At 34.3% G+C, this 21,680-nt stretch carries 21 protein-coding genes; 9 read left to right on the top strand and 12 right to left on the bottom strand.

All coding sequences use genetic code 11. The features are described 5' to 3' along the window. Positions 1-7: 7 nt before the first annotated feature. The 4 genes from CHRYMOREF3P_RS15390 to CHRYMOREF3P_RS15405 form a co-directional block, all read right to left on the bottom strand. Positions 8-721 carry an NDP-sugar synthase gene (locus CHRYMOREF3P_RS15390; protein ID WP_077413466.1) on the bottom strand — a complete coding sequence of 238 codons (714 nt, stop codon included), beginning with the start codon at positions 719-721 and terminating at the stop codon, positions 8-10. Between the two features lie 110 nt (positions 722-831). Then, the gene (locus CHRYMOREF3P_RS15395) at positions 832-1,239 is read right to left on the bottom strand and encodes an RNase adapter RapZ (protein WP_077413467.1); all 408 of its coding nucleotides are present in this window, start codon (positions 1,237-1,239) and stop codon (positions 832-834) included. A 116-nt stretch (positions 1,240-1,355) separates the two neighbouring features. Next, positions 1,356-1,718, bottom strand: a complete 363-nt coding sequence (locus CHRYMOREF3P_RS15400) for a GxxExxY protein (protein WP_228408607.1) — start codon at positions 1,716-1,718, stop codon at positions 1,356-1,358. A gap of 32 nt (positions 1,719-1,750) precedes the next feature. Then, entirely contained in the window at positions 1,751-2,776 is a 1,026-nt protein-coding gene (locus CHRYMOREF3P_RS15405) for an aminoglycoside phosphotransferase family protein (RefSeq protein WP_077413468.1), read from the bottom strand. A 240-nt stretch (positions 2,777-3,016) separates the two neighbouring features. On the opposite strand from CHRYMOREF3P_RS15405, the gene xrtF reads away from it, so the two are divergent. Both xrtF and CHRYMOREF3P_RS15415 read left to right on the top strand, forming a co-directional pair. Beyond that, on the top strand, positions 3,017-3,547 hold the full coding sequence (gene xrtF, locus CHRYMOREF3P_RS15410; RefSeq protein ID WP_077413469.1) for an exosortase family protein XrtF: 531 nt from the start codon (positions 3,017-3,019) through the stop codon (positions 3,545-3,547). Beyond that, on the top strand, positions 3,534-3,971 hold the full coding sequence (locus tag CHRYMOREF3P_RS15415) for an exosortase F system-associated membrane protein (RefSeq protein ID WP_077413470.1): 438 nt from the start codon (positions 3,534-3,536) through the stop codon (positions 3,969-3,971). The genes xrtF and CHRYMOREF3P_RS15415 overlap by 14 nt, the downstream gene beginning before the upstream one ends. Before the next feature lie 10 nt (positions 3,972-3,981). Here the strand turns inward: CHRYMOREF3P_RS15415 and CHRYMOREF3P_RS15420 are convergent, their stop codons facing one another. The 3 genes from CHRYMOREF3P_RS15420 to CHRYMOREF3P_RS15430 all read right to left on the bottom strand — a co-directional run bounded on the left by CHRYMOREF3P_RS15420 (position 3,982) and on the right by CHRYMOREF3P_RS15430 (position 6,538). Further along, positions 3,982-4,980, bottom strand: a complete 999-nt coding sequence (locus tag CHRYMOREF3P_RS15420; RefSeq protein ID WP_180564978.1) for a cation diffusion facilitator family transporter — start codon at positions 4,978-4,980, stop codon at positions 3,982-3,984. A 57-nt stretch (positions 4,981-5,037) separates the two neighbouring features. Next, on the bottom strand, positions 5,038-6,030 hold the full coding sequence (locus CHRYMOREF3P_RS15425) for an aspartate-semialdehyde dehydrogenase (RefSeq protein ID WP_077413472.1): 993 nt from the start codon (positions 6,028-6,030) through the stop codon (positions 5,038-5,040). A 67-nt stretch (positions 6,031-6,097) separates the two neighbouring features. Next, entirely contained in the window at positions 6,098-6,538 is a 441-nt protein-coding gene (locus CHRYMOREF3P_RS15430; RefSeq protein ID WP_180564979.1) for a hypothetical protein, read from the bottom strand. A 382-nt stretch (positions 6,539-6,920) separates the two neighbouring features. Here CHRYMOREF3P_RS15430 and CHRYMOREF3P_RS15435 point away from each other — a divergent pair, with 382 nt between their 5' ends. From CHRYMOREF3P_RS15435 to CHRYMOREF3P_RS15465, 7 genes are all read left to right on the top strand, one after another. After that, positions 6,921-7,214 (top strand): class I lanthipeptide, encoded by a 294-nt coding sequence (locus tag CHRYMOREF3P_RS15435; RefSeq protein WP_047427254.1) that lies wholly within the window; start codon positions 6,921-6,923, stop codon positions 7,212-7,214. 18 nt (positions 7,215-7,232) lie between these two features. Further along, complete coding sequence (locus CHRYMOREF3P_RS15440; protein ID WP_180564980.1) at positions 7,233-7,511, top strand: class I lanthipeptide; 279 nt, start codon at positions 7,233-7,235, stop codon at positions 7,509-7,511. 18 nt (positions 7,512-7,529) lie between these two features. Next, the gene (locus tag CHRYMOREF3P_RS15445) at positions 7,530-7,811 is read left to right on the top strand and encodes a class I lanthipeptide (protein ID WP_180564981.1); all 282 of its coding nucleotides are present in this window, start codon (positions 7,530-7,532) and stop codon (positions 7,809-7,811) included. Positions 7,812-7,833: 22 nt separating this feature from the next. Then, positions 7,834-8,133 (top strand): class I lanthipeptide, encoded by a 300-nt coding sequence (locus tag CHRYMOREF3P_RS15450; protein WP_180564982.1) that lies wholly within the window; start codon positions 7,834-7,836, stop codon positions 8,131-8,133. A gap of 97 nt (positions 8,134-8,230) precedes the next feature. After that, entirely contained in the window at positions 8,231-9,436 is a 1,206-nt protein-coding gene (locus CHRYMOREF3P_RS15455) for a lanthionine synthetase LanC family protein (RefSeq protein WP_180564983.1), read from the top strand. A gap of 23 nt (positions 9,437-9,459) precedes the next feature. Beyond that, the gene (locus tag CHRYMOREF3P_RS15460) at positions 9,460-12,555 is read left to right on the top strand and encodes a lantibiotic dehydratase (protein WP_232539112.1); all 3,096 of its coding nucleotides are present in this window, start codon (positions 9,460-9,462) and stop codon (positions 12,553-12,555) included. Positions 12,556-12,574: 19 nt separating this feature from the next. After that, positions 12,575-14,773, top strand: coding sequence for a peptidase domain-containing ABC transporter (locus tag CHRYMOREF3P_RS15465; protein WP_180564985.1), 2,199 nt, complete (start codon positions 12,575-12,577; stop codon positions 14,771-14,773). A 27-nt stretch (positions 14,774-14,800) separates the two neighbouring features. On the opposite strand, the gene CHRYMOREF3P_RS15470 is transcribed toward CHRYMOREF3P_RS15465, so the two are convergent. The 5 genes from CHRYMOREF3P_RS15470 to CHRYMOREF3P_RS15490 all read right to left on the bottom strand — a co-directional run bounded on the left by CHRYMOREF3P_RS15470 (position 14,801) and on the right by CHRYMOREF3P_RS15490 (position 21,569). Next, positions 14,801-15,541: a nucleotidyltransferase domain-containing protein gene (locus tag CHRYMOREF3P_RS15470; RefSeq protein WP_180564986.1), complete on the bottom strand. Its 741-nt coding sequence runs from the start codon at positions 15,539-15,541 to the stop codon at positions 14,801-14,803. Between the two features lie 69 nt (positions 15,542-15,610). Further along, a complete protein-coding gene (locus CHRYMOREF3P_RS15475; protein WP_180564987.1) occupies positions 15,611-18,256 on the bottom strand; it encodes a TonB-dependent receptor in 2,646 nt (881 codons plus the stop codon). A 208-nt stretch (positions 18,257-18,464) separates the two neighbouring features. Further along, positions 18,465-19,325 carry a carboxylating nicotinate-nucleotide diphosphorylase gene (gene nadC, locus CHRYMOREF3P_RS15480; protein ID WP_077413475.1) on the bottom strand — a complete coding sequence of 287 codons (861 nt, stop codon included), beginning with the start codon at positions 19,323-19,325 and terminating at the stop codon, positions 18,465-18,467. Positions 19,326-19,337: 12 nt separating this feature from the next. Continuing rightward, a complete protein-coding gene (nadB, locus tag CHRYMOREF3P_RS15485) occupies positions 19,338-20,909 on the bottom strand; it encodes an L-aspartate oxidase (protein ID WP_180564988.1) in 1,572 nt (523 codons plus the stop codon). Positions 20,910-20,942: 33 nt separating this feature from the next. After that, entirely contained in the window at positions 20,943-21,569 is a 627-nt protein-coding gene (locus CHRYMOREF3P_RS15490; RefSeq protein WP_047380324.1) for an NAD(P)H-dependent oxidoreductase, read from the bottom strand. Positions 21,570-21,680: the final 111 nt, after the last annotated feature.

Consider the following 21,680-nt stretch of genomic DNA (forward strand, 5'->3'; position numbering starts at 1 on the left):
CAAAATTTTATTTAAAGTGTTTTTCGGCTTCTATTACAGATGAAGGTCTTCCGACATCGATAAGAATACTGTTGTGTACAAAACCGTGTATATGCTCGGTCTGCATCAGGTCCAGATATTCTTCCATAACAGAAAATTTGCCTGTTCTTTTTATTTTTTCGAAGATCTTAGGATTGATACAATGAATTCCGCTGAAAGCAAGAGCTTTAAAGCCTTTGTTGAATTCCGCCAGCCTTTGTTCACCAGTTTGTACGTTTAGCCAGCCTCTCAAAACCATATCATCATTGAAAAGAAGTTTTCTCGAGCTTTCCCTGTCGGAAACCGCTAAAGTAGCAAAATCTTTTATCTTTTTGTGGTATTCCACCAACGCATTGACGTTCAGGTCGGTGAGAATATCCGCATTCATGATTAAAAAATCTTCTCCGTGATCAAGAAATTTTCTCGCAAAAATCAAGCCACCCCCTGTTTCAAGAAGTTCGTTGGTTTCATCAGAGATTTCAATCCTGCATCCGAAATTATTGTTTTTATTTAAGAAATCAACAATCTGATCTCCAAAATGATGAATATTGATCACAAAATCCTTTATTCCGAAACTTTTCAGGTAAGTGATATTTCTTTCCAGAAGCGGAATTTCGTTTACTTTTGCCAACGCTTTCGGATGGTGATCTGTAAACGGTTTAAGTCTGGTCCCCTTTCCTGCTGCGAAAATTAGAGCTTTCATTTTTTTATAATTGATAAATGATAGTTGATGAATGATAAAACTTTTATAATTAATAAATGATCATTAAAATAACAGTGAAAAATAATCATTTATCAATCATCGCTTATCTTTTATGAATTCAGTTGTGGTTGTTCATCATGGTGAAGGGTTATCTCAGTTCCTTCAGGATATTTTTTCTGGATAAATTCGGCGATTTTTATAGCGGAATATACCGATCTGTGCTGTCCGCCCGTACATCCGAAGTTAATCTGCAGATGTTCAAATCCTCTTTCAAGATAGTTGTCAATATTTATAGAAACAAGGGATTTTACCAATTCTAAAAACTTTGGCATGTCCGTTTTTGTTTCCAGGTATTCCTGAACTCCGATATCATTTCCGGTCTGAATTTTATATTCTTCAATTCTTCCGGGATTTAAAATTCCACGGCAGTCAAAAGCGAAACCTCCGCCATTTCCTGAATTGTCTTTAGGAATTCCCCCTTTCTTGTATGAAAAACTGTGTATCTCGATGTGTAGCATATTCTTTTTTAATTTTTTAAACCATTAAGGTTTATTTAGTTTTTAAGGTAAGTTAAGATTTTGATAAATCAAAATTTAGTCAGGAAGTTCTTTAAAAAAATCATTAATAAAGGGTTTCATTGACTTTGTAATATTGTTCGTAAAAAGTTAATAAGAAGACCTTGTGGCTTTTTAAGAACTTTCATGTAAGTGAGTAGTTGTGCCTCATGTATTGGTAAAACTTCTTCTACAGCTTTTAACTCTTTAATAATTGTATCATTGACGAGGAGATCTACAACAAGCTTTGTTTCAATTTCTATCCCTTCATAATTGATGGGGAAATACAGCTGCTGTTTAACATCATAACCATTTTTAATAAGCTCAATTTTTAAACATTCTTCATAGACACTTTCAAGGAGACCAGGACCAAGAGCCTTATGGACTTTAATAGCAAAGCCTGTAATTTCATATGACAGTTGGGTAATTTCTTTTTTGGTCATAACCTTAATATTCTTAATGACTTAAAGCTTTCTTAATGGTTTAAATTTATAATTTCCTCAATTTTTTGCTTTGCTCTGTCTGATGTCAGCTGCTGAATTACTTTTTCCAGTTCCGGGTAATTTTTCATTTGCTCCCATGAGTTAGCAAATTGTGTAATATTCTGAATTCCTTTTTCAAGGCTGGCCATAAAATGCTGCTTTCTCTGAATCAAACCACGGAATCCATAAGCTCCCAAAACCTGTAGAAATCTCATCATCTGAATAGGCATCACCGCATCTTTTAGTTGAATTCTTGTTTCAGGATTTTCAAACTGCTGAATATAAAATTCCAGCATTTCCTGTTTGAAGTCTTCGGTGAAGTTGGCTTTAGCCTGAAAAAGAAAAGAGATGACGTCGTACATTAGCGGGCCCTTCATTGCAGACTGGTAATCGATGAAAGAAACTTCATTCTTCTCATTTACCATGATATTTCTTGCCTGGAAGTCTCGGATCATGATTCCTTTAGGCTCAATGTTTTCAATGAGTAAAGCAATCTTTTTGAATTCCTTTAAAAGTGTTGATTTGTTGTATTCAAGCTCCAGGACATCTGCTGCAAAGTTTTTAAAATAATAAAGATCATGAATCACAGGAAGTTCATCATAACTTTCGTATTCAAAGGTTTTTGAAAAATCAATTTTCCCCAGTGTCTGTGTCTGCATTTGGAAAAGCCTTTCTAATGTCTGCTGTACCAAAGATCTTACAATAGAAGATTGCTGTTCTTTGGTAATGATCTCCGAAAGGGTGTACTGTCCCAAAAATTCCTGGATGTACATTTTTCTGTCATCAGAAACAGCAAGAATAGAAGGGGTATTGAGTTTCAAATTTGAAAATACCTCGGAATAGTAAAGAAAACTTTCATTTTCCTGGATATTTTCATTATAGGTGATGATGTATTTTTCAGTGCCGGCAGTGGCCAGGAAATTTACCCTCGCAGAGCCGCTTTGAGCTAATGTGACGAATTCGGAAGATTTTTTACCCAAATGGTTTTCAAAAAATCGTTTTGCGTTTTCAGAAGTCATAATATGGAAACAAATATACTAAATTAACATGAGTTGGGAATTATAGTTTAAAGAAGTGAGAATGTGAAAGGAAGAGACCGCTATAATGAAGGAATAAAAGAAGAGTTGAATATTTATTTTACTGCATGTTTTAAAGAAAATTTTTCAGTATTATACACACAATCGCAGGATTTGATTGGTGTTTTTTAAGTTTCTTGATTCAAATTCAGGATATTACAGGCTAATTTTTATCTTTGCAGAATGCTGAAAGACTTTAAACCTGTTTTAGGTATCTTATTGCGTTTCATTATTATTTACCTGGTACTGCTTTTTGCTTATCAGTTCTATCTGAATAGCGGTAAAGATTCCGGGTTGGATTCTTTTTCAAGAATAATTGCCAATCAGGTGGCTGCCCTGCAGAATACCATAGGGTATCCTACGGAACTTTATGATGATGTAAAGAATGAGCAGGTTTGGTTTTATGTAAAACAACGGTATGAGACGAGAATGGTGGAAGGCTGTAATGCTGTTTCTGTTATCATTCTGTTTGTTTCTTTCGTTTTTGCTTTTTATAAAGGAATGAAAACCTTTGTCTTTGTTGGGGCAGGGTTGATTATCCTGTACATCATGAATCTTCTGAGAATTGTAGGATTGAATATCGTCATGACAGATCATAAGGAATACGGTAAAATGTTCCATGATTTTATTTTTCCTGCCATTATTTATGGAACTGTCGTTGTACTTTGGCTGGTCTGGATTAAATTTTTTGCTTTAAAACATGAAAATTCTTAGTTGGCTTCTGGTTATCACAGGAATCTGTGGATTGATAGGGGTAAGGATTCTGGAGAATACTCTTTTTTATGATCCTTTCCTTGATTACTTTCATGAGGCGAATAAAAATATTGAATTCCCTGCATTTGAATGGGGAAGACTGATTGGCGGACATTTATTTAGATTTGTTTTAAATCTTTTGTTTTCCTGCCTGATCATTTATGGTTTCTTTAAAAACAAGCAATGGACATTGCAGGGTGCCGTAATGATGGTTATTGTGTTTATGATCTCTCTTCCGATTTACCTGTACTGTATTCATGATAAATTCGAAATTGGATATCTTTTTTCTTTTTATATGAGAAGATTTGTGATCCAGCCATTGATTATACTGCTGATTGTCCCGATGTTTTATTACAGAAAACAGATGATGAAAGAGGGTAGATAAGTGAATTTATCTATTCTATGGTATGTTTATCTACACTCGTTACATTTTCAGGAGTCCATTCTACCCGTTTGATAAAATCTTTTTCGCGGACAGGACAGTCTTTAATCTGGCATACCGGGCATGAAATCGGTTTGCAATCATCCATATGGAAATTGAACTCAATACTGCGTTTCATGTTTTTGGCAAGAAGGATAATTACCTTTTCCATTTCGCTATGAGCATCACGAAGGTCATAATACCAGGGAAGTGTAATATGGGCATCAATATGCAGTGAAGAACCGAATTGCTGTATTTTCATATTGTGTACATCAATCCATTCTATTTGTCTGTTTCCTTCAAGAATTCTGATGACCTGATTTAATATTTCAGGATCCTGCTCATCCATAATACCACTTAAAGATTTTCGGACGATTTTATAGCCTACAAAGATGATATAAAGCCCAAAGCTTAATGCTACTGCAGAATCCAGCCAATAAATTTTGGTGAAGTAAACAATAATTAAACTGACAACTACTCCAAGAGTGGTAATGGTATCGGACTGAAGGTGTTTTCCAGATGAGACAAGCACCAGAGAGTTTTCTCTTTCTCCTTTTTTTATAGAAATATATCCCAATAGATAATTGATAATTGCCGTGGCAGCAATAATCCATATCCCAAGATCTATTTTGCTCAGAGTTTTTCCTACAATAAGGCTGTGAACTCCCTCGTAGATAATCATGACGCCGGCAATAGCAATAAGAGCTCCTTCAATACCGGAAGTTACAAATTCTACTTTTCCGTGACCGTATGGATGGTCCTCATCCTTAGGCTTGGCCGCAAGGTGAAGGGAATAAAGTCCCATGAATGCACTGATGACATTAACAATACTTTCCATGGCGTCGGAAAATACAGCATCGGAATTGGTGAGTTTCCAGGCAATAATCTTTCCGATAAAAAGGATAACTCCAAACACTGCAATAAGTTTTTGGAATCCTATTTTCTCTTTGTGGGTATTTTTCTGGGTGTTCATATAGAGTTTGATAAAAAAAAGAATCTCAATTTTGAGACTCTTTTTTATTTTGTTAGTTTATACTAAGTTGTTTGCTACAAGGTATTCTGCAATTTGTACAGCGTTTGTTGCTGCTCCTTTCCTCAGATTGTCAGCTACGATCCAGAGGTTGAGTGTTTTGGGCTGTGACAGATCTCTTCTGATTCTTCCTACGAAGACTTCATCTTTTCCTTCCGAATATAAAGGCATCGGGTAGTGGTTGTTTTTCACATCATCCATTACAATAACACCAGGAGTTTCGGATAAAATTTTTCTTACTTCATCCAGTTCAAATTCATTTTCGAATTCAATATTTACACTTTCAGAATGTCCTCCCTGAACCGGAACTCTTACAGCGGTTGCTGTCAAATTGAAGGTATCATCTCCTAAGATCTTCTTAGGTTCCTTCATCAGTTTGATCTCTTCTTTCGTGTAGTCATCATCAGAAAATACATCACAGTGTGGCAATGCATTTTTGAATATCTGATAAGGATATACTTTTTCGATAGAATCATCTCCGCTGATTTCACCGTTTAATTGGTCTACAGCAGCTTTCCCTGTTCCTGTTACAGATTGGTAGGTAGAAACAATTACTCTTTTTAAATCATATTTTTTGTTCAAAGGTCCTAGAACCATTACCAATTGAATGGTAGAACAGTTTGGATTTGCAATGATTTTGTCTTCTTTTGTCAAAACATCAGCATTGATTTCAGGAACGACCAATTTTTTATCAGGGTCCATTCTCCATGCTGAAGAATTATCAATTACTGTGATTCCTGCTTCTGCAAATAAAGGAGCGAATTCAAGAGAGGTAGAACCACCCGCAGAGAAGATTGCAATATCCGGTTTGGCAGCTATAGCGTCCTTCATGCTTACGATGGTAAATTCCTTCTGTTTATACTTCACCTTCTTGCCTACAGATCTTTCGGATGCTACCGGGATTAATTCTGTTACAGGGAAGTTTCTCTCCTCCAAAACTTTAAGCATAACTTGTCCAACCATTCCTGTTGAACCTACTACAGCTACTTTCATTGATTTAATTAAAAATTTAAGATTAAACTATTTATAAATTATAACACATATAATTTCTTTATCTTTTTTAAGCCCCAAAGACTCTTAGCCAAGGGAACGCGAATGCAAATAAACCTGCTGCAATCAGCCCCATAAACACTACTCCTAAAGAAATAGTATCATTGGATTTTACTTTTTTGTTGACAATAGTCATCAAAACTGCTGCAATTAACATCGAGAACGGATGCTCCACAAATGTTTGTCTGCTGTAAGGATCTTTCATTAATGTCCCTGCATCTAAAGCAGCCTTGAAGCCTGGAGAAAATATGAATAACAAGCATATTCCTAATAAAAACTGAACGTGGAAGAAAATCATTGTGAAGAGCGTCGTCTTCTTCAAAAATTTGTTCACTTTTCCACTGAAGCCAAACATGGTAGCTAAAAGTGCAATGATAAATAATGCAACTAAAAGAAGCTCTAAATAACCGAATCCTTTGTGTGCACTAAGAAAAATCTTGTAAAAATCCATAATCCTATTTTTTTGTACACAAAGATAACAAAAATCCCGGCTCAAAGCCGGGATTGATATTTATAAAATCTAATATTGTGATATTATTAGAAGTTGAATGATAATGTTGTAGATATAGTTCTTTCAAATTTTGAATGAATTCTGTTGAAGCGATGAGACATAATTATAAAAGACCATTTATTTAAGGTTGATGGGTTATAATTGTCATTGAATTACTTTCAAACTTCTTCCCTTATTCAGTAAATACTAATTTTTTTTCTTTAAAAGTAGACTATTGGCGGCCAATAAAAGGATTAGACACTATTTGGTGTATTGTTAATAAAATGTAATGTGTTTTATTCGGAAATAAATGTATATTTGATTTACAAAGTCTAAAATAACTATGAAAAAGAAAAAAATTATCAAATTAGAGATTAACAAAGAAGACATCCTTAATCTATCACACGATGAATCCCAGAAAATTTTAGGAGGAGGAGGAACGGTAATTACTGTAGATCTTAGTCAGTGTCCGGGAAATGTATGTGATGAGACAGAGCGTTGCAACACAAATGAATGTACAGATGAAGATTGTACATATGGGGGTTGTACAATGAATGAAACAGATGATATGGCTTGTATCACTGATGTTACAAGAGACTGTGACAGAACTTTTGATTTCACTTGTGAAAGAACGTAATTAAATACTAGTTAAGGTATGAGAAAAAGAATTGTTAAACTAGAAATTAATAAAGAGGATATTCTTAACCTCTCACAGAGCGAATCTCGAGAAATTATTGGAGGTGGAGATACTTTAACGTACGATAATGGTGATACGTGCCAACAACTAACATTGCCAGATGACTGTAATCGTACAGAAGAAGGCTGTCAGGGGTACACAGAAGGCCTGGATAGTTGTGATGGCGCTTGTGGAGTGAGTGACGATAGAAACTGTTATACAGGAGATGTATTTCAATGTAATGGAACTAGAACCTAAAATATGAAATTTTAAAATATGAAAAAGAAAAAAATCATCAAATTAGAGATTAACAAAGAAGATATTCTTAATTTATCTGAAAAAGAGGCTTATGGAATTGTGGGGGGTGGTCTGAATACAGAAGATCAATGTCCTGAATCTCAGAATGTGCGTTGCACTGTTGGTTGTATTGAACCCACCTATGATTGTTGGGATAATACGGTTCAAGATACAGAAATGTGTAACTTAAGTGCTGGAGGGAATTGTGAATCCGGATGGTGTCAGGATACAGGTTTTCAAGGAGATTGTATAAGAACCTAACTAGAAGCAACTATTTTGAGACATGAGAAAGAAAAAAATTATTAAGTTAGAAATTAATAAGGAAGATATTCTGGATCTATCACAAGATGAATCTCAAAAAATTATGGGAGGAGGCGGAGCCTTGATTACCGTAGACCTTAGCCAATGTCCCGGAAATGCATGTGATCAAACAGATGGTTGTAACACCAATGACTGCACAGACGAAGATTGCACCTATGGTGGCTGTACAATGAACGATACAGATGATATGGCCTGCATTACAGATATCACAATGGATTGCTTTACACAAGACGGATCCGGAATGTGTGATGACAGGACATAATATTTAATTATTTACGGTTAAAATAAACGCGGATAGCTTTTTATCTTTATGGAAAAGTTATCCGTGTTTATATTTGTATAAAAGATGAATTAATTTTATGGTGGAGAATTTGATAAAAGAAATAACAAATATAAAAAGTAAAATAGATCAATTATATCTGCATAAGCAATCATATCTTCCCGGAGTATTACACGAGCTAGGAGGTATTTGTCTTTTTTATTTTTATTATGGAAAAATTTTTAATGATCCTATAAGTTCAGACAAAGGAAATATATTAGTTGATCATATTTTGGAAGGTATTAAAGATAGTATAAAATATAAAAATTATAGATTCAGTACAGGAGCTTCAGGTTTGGGCTGGTTATTAAAATTTCTTCATAAAGAAGATTTTATTGATTTTGAAGTAGAAGACGCATTGTCCGATTTGGACGAATATATTTATCATTATGCAATTGAAGAAATAAATAAGGATAATTATGATTTTTTACATGGGGCTATTGGAGCATTATACTATTTTACGGAAGGTGCTAATACTACAAACGGATATATAGAAGATATAACTTCCAAATTGGCTTCTGGTACTAAAACTACAATATATAATAAACCTTATTGGGCTTCTTTTAATGTAAGCGAAGGTAAAAGATACGATGAGACACTCAATTTCGGACTTTCACATGGGCAGCCGGCTATAGTATCTGTTTTAGCGAAGGTTTATGAGTTGAATTCCAGTAGTGAATTAAAGATATTGCTGAACGATGCAACCTCTGCAATGCTGGATTTTAAATTTAAAACAAAGAAAAATTCTCTTTTTCCTACGATGACATCTGCGGTTGAAGATATAGAAAAAAATATGAGCAGGGGTGCCCGGCTGGGATGGTGTTATGGAGATTTAGGAATGGGTATTTCATTGTGGGATGTTGGGCAAATGATTCAAAATGAAGATTTTAAGAAGGTAGCTTTAGATTGTATTAATTTTTCGGCATCTAAAAGAGATCTTAATCTCAATAGTATTAAAGATGCTGCAGTTTGTCATGGAGCAGCAGGTGTAATGCATATTTTTAATAAGTTTTCTTATCTTAATGGAGAAGCGGATTATTCTGAAGCAATAGAATATTGGAAGAATATAACTATCGAAATGATTCATTCTGAAGAAGAAAAATATGCAAGTGGGCATTGTGCATGGCATAATGAGCGAGGGTATTATAACGATTTTGGGTTTTTACAAGGGCTTAGTGGTGTCGGGTTATCTTTACTTTCTTTAATAGATCCTGATATTAAATGGGGCGATGTGTTATTAATGTAAATTCTTTAATTATGTCAACAACAATGTACGAGAGTAATTTTTATGCGGTAAGGAAACCTCTTCTGTCTTTAAAAAATCTTTTTGAATTTTATAAATTTTCTGAAACTAATGATGATAAAGAGATTCTGAATTATCTTATTAAAGAATTTTCTGAAAACTATCAATTAAATGAGGCATTATATCTGGCATCTGATGTTCTATATAATGAGACCCTGAAATATGCTGCAACGCCCGAGAACTTCTCAGATAAGGACAAGAAAAAATTGCTTCATTCTTTAGCTAAATATTATATAAGGTCAGCAAGTCGCTGCACACCATTTGGTTTATTTGCTAATTTTAGCCAAGGTACCTATAAAGAACAGGGAGAAGGTAAAGAAATATCAGGTTCATTACAATATTTCCCACGTTTAGACATGGAGGTGCAATATCAAATAGGAGATTATATTTCGAAACTTGAAGGCGTACAGGAGTTCTTAACCTACAGAGTAAACAATAGTTTATATAAAGCAGGAGGAACATACAGGTATGTGGAATACAGATTAAAAAAAATGAATCTCACCCATCATCTTGTATCGTTGGAACCTGATGAAGTATTGTCTTATATTATTAAGATCTCCCGATCTGGTATAAGTTATACTTTATTGGTTGAGAAATTATTAAATAAATATGATGTTTCAAAAGAAGAATTGGCTAACTATATTAATGAGTTAATTCTTAATAAAGTTTTAACAAGTAATCTGGATATCAATATTTCAGGGAAAGATTATTTTGATATCCTGTTAGAGTTTCTGAAAAACCTACATGAAAATCGGATCAACGATAAAATCTCAAAAATCAGAAATCTTTTACTAAAAGTAAAAGATTTATTGCTTCAGGTTAACAGCAGTCGGTCAAACATAGAACTGTATAAACAAATCCATGAACATGTTACTACTGTATTGCCCGGAATACCAGAAAAGAATTTGATACAACTTGATGTTATAGATTTAAAAGATGATCAGACTTTTACTATTGATACAAAGAAAGAATTAAAAGGTTTAATCAATATTGTTTCTAAATTTTCTACACCTCCTTCTCAAAATTCCTGGTTTGAAGTTTTTAAAAGAGCATTCAAAGAACGTTATGAAGATAGAAAGGTTAAATTAGCAGAGGTTTTAGATGGAGAATTGGGGATTGGTTACAAGAGTGCCAAAAGCATGAGGGATTTTTATGATAATGGGAAAAAAAATGATAATAATAAACTGACAACTTTTGTTTTACACAAATACCATGAATATTTAAAACATAATAAAGATCAGATTACTATTAATACAACTGATATAAAAACTCATTTCAATGATGCTGTACCAGCTGATCTCCCACATATTAATTTTTTCTTAAAAATCTATCCCCGCAAGGATGAGAATCTCATTCACATTGCATCTCTATCAAGTTCTTTAGCAAATAATCTTATGGGACGTTTTTGCTCTTCACATGATAATGTTTATAATAACCTAAGTACATTAATTCATGAACATGAAGAACTGGACAAAAATTATATCTATGCTGAGATTATTCATTTACCACAAGCAAGATCTGGGAATGTAATTGCAAGGCCTCATTTTGGAGAGTATGAAATTCCTTATCTGTCTAATTCTGTACTTCCTGAAAAACAAAAAATTAATGTAGATGATCTTTACATTCAGGTGATAAATAATGAACTGTTTTTATTTTCTGAAAAACTAAAAAAGCCTATTAAACCTCGTTTATCCAACGCTCATAACTTTAGTAAGAATGGTCTTCCTATCTATCATTTTTTATGTGATATGCAATATCAGAGTAATCCCTATATTAAAGTATGGGATTGGGGAATCATAGACTCTGTTGAAGAGTCTTTTCCAAGAGTGATGTACGGGAATTATGTATTGGAGCCTAAAAAGTGGATTATAAGAAATGAAAAATTTATAGGATTAAAAAAATGTAAAAATCTCATTGATTTCAATAATAAATTTGAGGTAATCAGAAAAGGATTAAGTATTCATGATTTAGTTATCTTTAAGGAAGGAGATAATACAATTTGCCTGGATATATCAACTTCCTTAGGTATGGATATGCTGTGGAAAATTATTGATAAGAAAGATAAGTATATCACTTTATATGAGAGTTTATGGGAACAGACGAATGAACACGCAAGCACTGTTTATCATAAAGAAATTATAGTACCTTTTATAAATAAGGATAAAAAGTATCCCACTATAAGAACTTCTGTGGAAAGGAGACTGAATAATAAAGATGCTTACAATGACAATGTGTTTATTCCAGGGTCTCATTGGATTTATCTTAAAATTTATGTAGATTTTAAGTTCATCAATAAAATACTTCTCCAGCTTGCGGATTGTATTGAAAGTAAATTTGTTAAAAAAGGAATTGTTGAAAAATGGTTTTTTATAAGATATTCAGATCCCAAGCAGCATTTGAGATTACGCTTGTATGTAAATGATTTAGAGTTTCTTTCTTTAATAATGAAAGCTTGTAATAGTATATTGACACCGTTGGTTAGAAAGGGGTATGTATCTAATATTGTTCAGGATACATATGCCAGAGAGTTAGGAAGATATGGAGGTAAAAATATTATTGATTCTGAAACTCTGTTTTATTATGATTCATCATTGATATGCAAAATATATAAATGGAAGAATAATATAAGCTATCAGGATCTGTTTTTAGTAGGCTATTATCTGACAGAGCACTATCTTAATCTTTCTGATCTCAATGACGAGGTCAGGTTACATTTTCTGGAAAAACAATTTAATTACTATGCAAAAGAGTTCGAGTACACGAAAGATAAGATGATGAGAAATACCTTACATGAAGAGCAGAGAAGGATTAAGGATATTGTAATTGCTGAAAAACTCAGCGCAGATGTAATAAAGCTTATTAACCAATCCAATTTAAAACAGGTTATTGACCAGGTTAAAAAAAATGTTGAAAATGACTATTTAAATGTTTTGTCCAGCTATATTCACATGAGTATGAATCGGTTATTTACAGAAAAGCAACGCTTTAATGAATTTAAAATTTATTTTTTCTTATTAAAAAAATATCAGTCGATTAAAGCACGGAAATCTGTTGAAGTATAAGTTTATTATTTAAATCATTGTGAAAAAATTCCCTTTTTATCGCCAGCCCGACGCTAAGGATTGTGGTCCAACATGCTTACGTATTATTAGTAAATATTATGGTAAGTTGGTTGACTTACAGTATATAAGAATGCTTTCCGAAACAACAAGAATAGGGAGCAGTTTATTAAATTTAAGTAATGCTGCGGAAAAGATTGGATTTAAAACGAATGGTGTAAAAATAAATTTTGATCTTCTTTCAAGGGCTATCCCTTTACCCTGTGTTGTTCATTGGGATAAAAAACATTTTGTAGTAGTATATGAAATTAAGAAGAAATCGAGAGATTATTTGATCTATGTATCTGATCCAGCTCATGGACTTGTCAACTATAAGAAAGATGAATTTATAAAACACTGGATCGGAAATAATGCCGATGAAACCTTAAAAGAGGGTATTGCTTTGGTTGTAGAAACTACTCCAGCCTTTTATAATAAAGAATGGGATGATGAAAAAAAACTTAATCTAAGATTTCTTAGCCGCTATGCAATTAAATATAAATCACTAATTATTCAGTTGGCGGTAGGTCTGCTTGCAGGAAGTTTGCTTTCTCTGATCCTTCCTTTTCTTACGCAAAGCATTGTGGATGTAGGGATTCAGAATAAAGATATTAATTTTATTTACCTCGTACTGATTGCTCAGTTTATGTTGTATCTCGGAAGGATGGGAATTGATGTTGTCAGAAGCTGGATTTTACTCCATCTGAGTACGCGAATTAATATTTCATTAGTTTCAGATTTTTTTATTAAACTAATGAAATTGCCTATCAGTTTTTTCGATACCCGAATGACAGGAGATATTATGCAGAGGATTGGAGATCACTCAAGAATAGAGCAGTTGCTTACAGGTTCAGCATTGAGTACATTGTTTTCCATTGTTAATTTTTTTGTTTACAGTATTATTTTATTGTTTTATGATTATAGATTGTTTCTAGTATTTTTAGTGGGGGCTACATTTTATTCGATGTGGATTCTTTTTTTCCTAAAAAAGCGAAAAGATCTGGATTATAAAAATTTCTCTCAAGTATCTCAGACCCAAAGTAAGGTAATTGAGTTGATTAATGGTATGCAGGAAATTAAAATGCAAAATGCCGAAAAGAAAAAGAGATGGGCCTGGGAGTCATTACAGGTAAAAATATTTAGGTTAAGAATAGAGAGTCTTGCTTTGGATCAGTGGCAGTCTATTGGTGGTGGATTTATCAATCAGATAAAAGATATGGTCATTAGTTTTCTTTCAGCAAAATTGGTCATTGACGGTAATATTACATTGGGAATGATGATGTCTATACAGTACATCATAGGTCAGTTAAATGGCCCGATAGGACAGGTTATAGGCTTTATTAAGCAATTACAGGATGCCAGTATTTCATTAGAAAGACTTAATGAAATCCATGAGAAAGATGAAGAAGAAACTGCGGGATCCCAATATATTCCGGAAATATCTGGAGGAGATCTGCTTGTACATAATCTAAGTTTTAGATATACAGGATCAAATCAGAATATTTTTGAGAATCTGAATCTGGTAATTCCCTATCAGAAAACAACAGCAATCGTTGGTGTTAGTGGTAGTGGTAAGACCACCCTGATTAAGTTATTATTGAAGTTTTATGAGCCTACAAAAGGAGAGGTTAAGCTTGGAAATCAAAACTTTAAAAATATTTCTCCGGTAATGTGGCGGGATCATGTGGGTGTTGTTATGCAGGACGGTTACATTTTTAATGATACGATTGCAGATAATATTGCAGTAGGGGATGATGATATTGATAAATCCAGATTAAGACATGCGGTGCATGTTGCCAATATTAAAGAATTTATAGAAGGTCTTCCATTGACTTATAATACTAAGATCGGTAATGAGGGTATGGGTATAAGCGGTGGTCAGAAACAGCGCTTATTTATTGCGCGGGCTGTCTATAAATCTCCGGAATATATATTCTTTGATGAAGCGACCAGTGCTTTAGATGCAAATAATGAAAGAACGATAATTGATAATCTTGAACAATTTTTTAAAGGTCGTACAGCTGTCATTGTTGCGCACCGCTTATCAACAGTGAAACATGCAGATAAAATTATTGTTCTTGATCAGGGGAAAGTTATAGAAGAAGGTACTCATATGGAATTAGTTGGTTTAAAAGGGGCTTACTATCAACTTGTTAAAAATCAATTGGAGCTTGGAAACTAGCACACATGCTTATTTTTTAATAGTAAATTAAAAGATATTTTCCTCCCGTACTACTTCGAAATCTCTCCCTTCAATTTGTATCATTTGTGATTGAAGATAATTATAAATTTTTCTAATATTCTCATTATTGTACTCGCCTTCTATACAGTCTGTCCAGATTTTAATGAAAGTTTTATCCGGATAATCTTGCCATAAGTTGGTCCTTCTGTAATTAGGATCATTTAGGATCAGATCTGTTTTTACATCAATAAATAATTCATAGCTCATAAACCAGGAATAGGTATGTAAAGCATTCTTCAAAAAGCTCATGTAATTATAGGCATAGAGCTTTGAAGATTCATTATGCATCAGATAATTGTAATTAACTGAAAGCGAGTAAGTTTTTAATATGATAGCATCTCTGTTATGTTGAATATTCCTGAAAGGTGTATTCATAAACTTTTGAGCAATGATGATCAAATCATCAACTGCGTTATTTTTTTTATATAATATCTTTCCGATACTAAAAAGCCTGGCTTCGAATTTCATATTGCGTACATAGTCCTGCTGCATTCTTTTCTTTACAGAGTCAATACTTTCAGCGAAGTATGAAATTTTATTTTTTATGCCTTTCAGTGTTGTTTTTTGTGTATGATCAAATATAATTCTGATATCAATGTCTGAATTTTCATTTTGCAATCCCAATGCATGACTACCGGTTAAGACAATTCCAATTACATAGTCTTTGGATTTCCAATGTTCGATAAATTCGGTAAGAGCTATATCCATATTTATTTTTTATAAATATAAAAAATAAAACCCGCCATTGGCGGGTTTTTATGTTAATATATTAAGATATTAGAACTTAAATGCAATAGATGCTGACCATGTAATTCCAGCTCCAAAATACACTTGGTTTGAAGGATCTATACCTTTATAAAGAGTGTTTTGATAAGCATCAAATTGTTGCTGTGCAGTTGCAGATGAATTATCTTTAAAGTCAGATAGTTGTTTTGTATGAACAGAAGTTCTGGCATCAGAAATGTAATATTTATCAAATAAGTTATATACATTAACTCCAAATACAAAACTTTGCTTTTGATCTTTTAATTTTAAAGTATATGATGTACCTACATCGAAAAGACTAAAGCTAGGATACTTTAATGCTCCTTTTTTTGCAGCATCAGTTACTTCTCCATTTGGTCCTACTAAATAATCCTGATTAAAGCTTACTCCTCCGTAGTATTTATCAGCATAAGTCCATGTACCATACACCGAAAGATTTTTTACAGGGTTTACAGTTACTCCAACAGAAGCTGTTGTTTGAGCGGCATCTGAAACTTTTACTTTATCTAATGCAAAAGTTCTTCTATTGCTTTGTCCGGCCGCTAACTGTACAGGTTGGTCATTTTCATCAAAAATCTCACCAGTTGCATTACCTTTATATTTCCAGTCACCAATAGATAGCATACCATTAACAGTAATGTAATTAGTGATTTTATAAGCGCCTTCAAATTCCACTCCCATATGAACCTCTTGTATACCATCCATATTAGCATAAGGACGGGACACAGGTTTTCCATTAACATCGGTTAAGTTAGGAAGGTTTGTAAATCTTTGAAATCTGTCTTTCCATGAAGTATAATAAAGATTCACATTCATAGTGAGTTTGGAGCTTCTATAACCATATCCTAGTTCTCCACTCATCACCTTCTCATTGGTTAGATTAGGGTTAAGATTTTGGTTATTACTTGGATAGACTCCATAGTTGTTAGGTTGTCTTTCGTAGTATCCAATATTACCGAAAACATTATGATTCTCATTAATATTGTAGTTTACTCCCCCTTTTGCATTATATCCGAACAGATATTTGAAACCTGTTTTAGTATTTTGGATTTGTCCGTTTTTAACCGTTACACCATCAACAATCCAGTTATCAATTCTTTGGAAACCTTGTTCTGAAGCCGATCCTTGAATATAAGCAGAGAATTTTTCTGTAGAATACTCTAATTGTCCAAAGAAACCTCCCCACAATACTTCTCCATCAAAGTTTCTATATGCGTATTGGGTATCACCTTTAGTAGCTTTAGCAAATGGATTAGCAGAAGGAACAGCATTGAACGAATCTCTTACAATATACCCACCAGGATAATTTAAATTTCCTTTTTCCTGGTAACCTGAGGCTCCTAAGAAATCAGTTACATATCCCGGGTGATATCCATAATAATATCTTCCATCAAAACCAACTGAAAAATTCCAATTATCATTGATTTTGTGTTGGAAATTAGTCAAGATCCCATACCAGTTATGTGAGTTTACACTAGCTCTTCTGGTAAGTCCATTATTAGATGTATTAAGTCCAATTTCTCCATTAGTAGCAGTTTTATTTGCCCCAAAATCCGGAACAGATCCACCTTGATTCCATTTTACGATATCATCCCATCGGATAATTCCATTAGCATCTCTTAATGGGGAATTGTCTGCATAATTGGTATTTTTACCATTGATTGAACCAAGCATTCCAGTTCCACCACCTCTACCCCAAGAACCATACAATACTGTAGATAACTTGGATTTTGAGTTCATATTCCAGTCCCAGTTTAACATGGCAACAGGTTTACTATACCAGTTTCTGTTTGTTGAAAACTCTTGTCCATTAAGATATCCCCAGTTTGGGTTGTATCTTCTGTTAGGGTTTCCGTCTTTACCATATTTTAGAAAAGCAGATATAGGAGACTGAAAGTTTTGCTCATGCCATTGTGGAGCTCCGGTAAAAGTAAACTGAAGTTCATGAGTTTCACTAGGTTTGTAACCTAAAGCGAAATAATAATTATAAGCTTCTCCTTTACCTCCGTCAATATAACCGTTAGTAGAGGTTCTGCTCATTAAAAATGATGTAGACCAGCCATTCTGGTTTTTACCAGTATTATAAGAAAATAAAGTTTTTAAAAACCCATTATTACCTACCCCAAGAGTTACGTTACCACCTTGTTTTGCATCAGCAGCTTTTGTAAGCATATTAATAGTTCCTCCTACAGAAGCAATTGCCAATTTAGATGCCCCAAGCCCTCTTTGCATCTGCATAAATGTAGTTACGTCGCTTAGCCCTTGCCAGTTAGACCAATATACTGTACCTCCTTCCATATCGTTAACAGGCATACCGTTAACCATTACAGCCGTATTTTTAGTATCAAATCCTCTAATTCTTAGTGATCCATCACCAAGCCCACCACCACCTCTTGTTACATACACAGAAGGAGTAGTTTTTAAAATCTCTGGAAATTCCTGGTTACCCAGTCTTTCTACAATCTGTGCAGATTTAATGGTAGAAACAGCAACAGGTGTTTTTCTATCTTTAGCGATATCCGTAACACCTCTTAAGATTACCTCGTCAATATCTTTGGACTTAGTCTGCACCGTGTCCTGAACTTGTTGAGCGTAATAAACACTAGCTGTAGATAATGTAATAACCGCAGTTAGTATCGATTTGTTGATTAATTTCATAATCGTTAGTAATAGTTAGATTTAATTTTCTGCAAAATTCGCAAAATAAAATTTAACTATTATTAACTCAATGTTAATTTTTAATCAGTCTTAATAATGTTAATGTGTTAAAAATCAGTATTATGGCTAAAAATTGAATTTTTATATGAAAAAAGTCATGTTATTGAATTTCTAACAAAGTGGGGGTGTTTTTGTTAAAAATTCAACGCTATTTCACTGCTTTGAGACTCAAATCTATATTCTCAGCAGAGTGTGTAAGGGCTCCTACAGAAATAAATGTTACCCCTGTTGAAGCAATTTCTTTAAGCATATCACGGGTAATTCCGCCTGAAGCTTCAGACTCACATGAGCCGTTAATCATTTTTACCGCCTGCTTCATGGTATTTACATCCATATTATCAAGCATGATTCTGTCAACCTTTGCATTGATGGCTTCGCGAACTTCTTCAAGGTTTCTTGTTTCAACCTCAATTTTTAACTTTTTTTTGTTCTTTTTAACGTAATCCTTGGCCATTGCCACTGCATTGGTGATGCTTCCATTGTAGTCGATATGGTTGTCTTTCAGCATAATCATGTCATAAAGACCATATCTGTGATTGGTTCCTCCACCTATCGCAACCGCCCATTTTTCACACATTCTGAAGTTAGGAGTTGTTTTTCTTGTATCTAAAAGTTTGGTTTTTGTACCTACCAATCTTGAGTCCCAGTCATGGGTAAGCGTAGCAATACCGCTCATTCTCTGCATACAGTTAAGGACGAATCTTTCAGTGGAAAGAATAGATCTTGCACTTCCTGTTACCATAAGTGCTACATCTCCAAATTTACAAGGAGCTCCGTCTTTAATGAAAACTTCCACTTTCAGATTTTTGTCAAAAGTCTTGAAAATGATTTCTGCCAGCTCAACACCTGCAAGAATGCAGTTCTGTTTTACTAAAAGCTTAGCACTTTGCACAAGATCCTTTGGAATGGTAGACAAGGTAGAGTGGTCTCCATCCTGAATATCTTCTTCAAGAGCGTTTTTTATAAATGACTTTAATGCTTTATCTGTTACGTATGCTGGTCTTTTCATTTTGTGATGCTTTTAGGCTAAATCTTTATTATAGAATGCCCCCTTATTCTCCGTCATTTCCATAGACTGGGTAATGATGAGGTAGGCAACGGTTGTTAAGTTTCTTAATTCTGATAATTGAGGAGAAAGGATAGAGTAGTGGTAAATTTCATCCACGGCAGCAGCAATTTCCTGATGTTTCTGGAGTGCCATATTCAGACGTTTGTTACTTCTTACAATACCTACCAGGTCGCTCATCATTTCCTGAAGCTGCTTTCTGAGATAGCTTACGATTACCATTTCGTCCATGATTTTCATTCCTTCTTCATTCCATTCCGGAACGGCTTTCAGATCATCAAAGTTGAAACTGTTTTCATTCAGAAGTTCTACGGTTTTCATGGCAGCATTGTGCCCGAAAACCAAGCCTTCAAGTAATGAATTGGAAGCAAGTCTGTTGGCTCCGTGAAGTCCTGAGTTGGTACATTCACCTACAGCAAAAAGATTTCTGATGGAGGACTGTCCGTCTCTGTCAACTTCAATACCTCCCATTAAATAATGGCAGGCCGGTACAACGGGAATTAGTTGAGTGAAGGGATCAATTCCTTCGTCTCTGCATTTTTTATAAATATTAGGGAAATGTTCTAAGAATTTTTCATGGTTCATTTCCTTGCAGTCTAAACCAACAAATTCGTCTCCGGTAATTTTCATTTCGGCGTCGATGGCTCTTGCAACGATATCTCTGGATGCTAGTTCTTCACGTTCATCATACTTATGCATGAATTTTTCGCCCCTTTTGGTTCTTAATTTCGCTCCGTCTCCACGAACTGCTTCCGAAATTAGAAACAACATTCCGTCCATTTTGCTGTACAGAGCTGTTGGGTGAAACTGATAATACTGCATATTGGAAACCTTTCCTTTCGCGCGGGCTACAAAAGCAATTCCGTCTCCTGTAGCAATGGTGGGGTTGGTAGTGTTTTTATAAACATGTCCTGCACCTCCTGTTGCAACCAGTGTTATTTTAGAAGTAATTTTTTTGATAGTCTTGGACTTTTCATCCAGAATATATGCTCCATAGCAATGAATATCTCCTTCGTTGAGTTCTTTTCCGGGAACATGGTGTTGTGTAATGATATCAATTACATAATGATGGTCAAGAATTTCAATATTTGGGCTGTTATTGGCTGTTTCCAGCAAAGCTCTTTCAATTTCAAAACCTGTAATATCTTTGTGGTGTACGATTCTGTTTTCAGTATGGCCTCCTTCTCTTCCTAAAGCGAATTTGCCGTTCTTCATGTCAAATTGGGCCCCCCATTCTACAATTTCTTTAAATCTTTTTGGAGCTTCCGTAACGACCATTTCTACGACATCGCGTTTGTTCTCACCGTCTCCGGCGCGCATAGTGTCTTCAATATGTTTGCTGAAATTATCATTTTTAGAATCTGTAACTACAGCCAGACCGCCTTGTGCATATTTGGTATTGCTTTCGTCTTCGTCAGATTTGGTTACGATAATGATTTTGGCATCAGGGAGCTGTTCAGAAACTTTAATGGCATAGGAAAGTCCGGAAATGCCGGAACCGATTACTAATACATCCGCTTTTATCATATGCTTGCTTTAGGTACAATCGTTTTAGAACGATTAAATAAATTTAAACAATTTTTCGTTTGGTTTCCTTACTTTTTTCATGTGCTGAAAATGGTCTTCTTCAGAACGGTAGCCTAAAGCGAGGGTAACGGTTACTTTTTCTGTTTCGGGATTGATATTCAGAATTTCTTCTATAAGATCCTGGCGGAAACCTTCCATAGGGCAGGAGTCTATATTTTCAATAGCGGCGGCATACATAAGATTGGCCAATACTATATAGGATTGTTTTTCTGCCCAGTTGAAGATTTCATCCTCTGTTTTCTGGGTGATGTGCTGATTTATACTGTTTCTGAAAGGATCCAGTTTTTCAACAGGAGTATCTCTTACTTCAGAAATATGATTAAAATATCCCCGGATATAGTTCTCTTCAATAATTTTCTTTGAAATAATAACGATAAGATGAGAACAGGTGGAAATCTGAGAAGGATTATAGAAAGCCGGAATCAGTTTCTGCTTCATTTCTTCACTCTCAACAATCACAATTTTATAGGGCTGAAGTCCCAGAGAACTGGCAGACAGCTTTCCTGACTCAAGAATATTGTGAAGGGTTTCCTGAGGAATAATCTGATGATTGAATTTTTTTACAGAATATCTTCTGCTTAAAGCTTCCAAATAATTCATAGGACAAATTTAAGAATTGAATATGAATAAAGAGTCTTTAAAATGAAATATCTCCGCCCTGTTAATACAAAAAATCACCCTGGCTGGCAGGGTGATTCTTTTGATGTGATG

Origin of the sequence: Chryseobacterium sp. JV274 (genome assembly GCF_903969135.1) — a bacterium.
Lineage (GTDB): Bacteria > Bacteroidota > Bacteroidia > Flavobacteriales > Weeksellaceae > Chryseobacterium.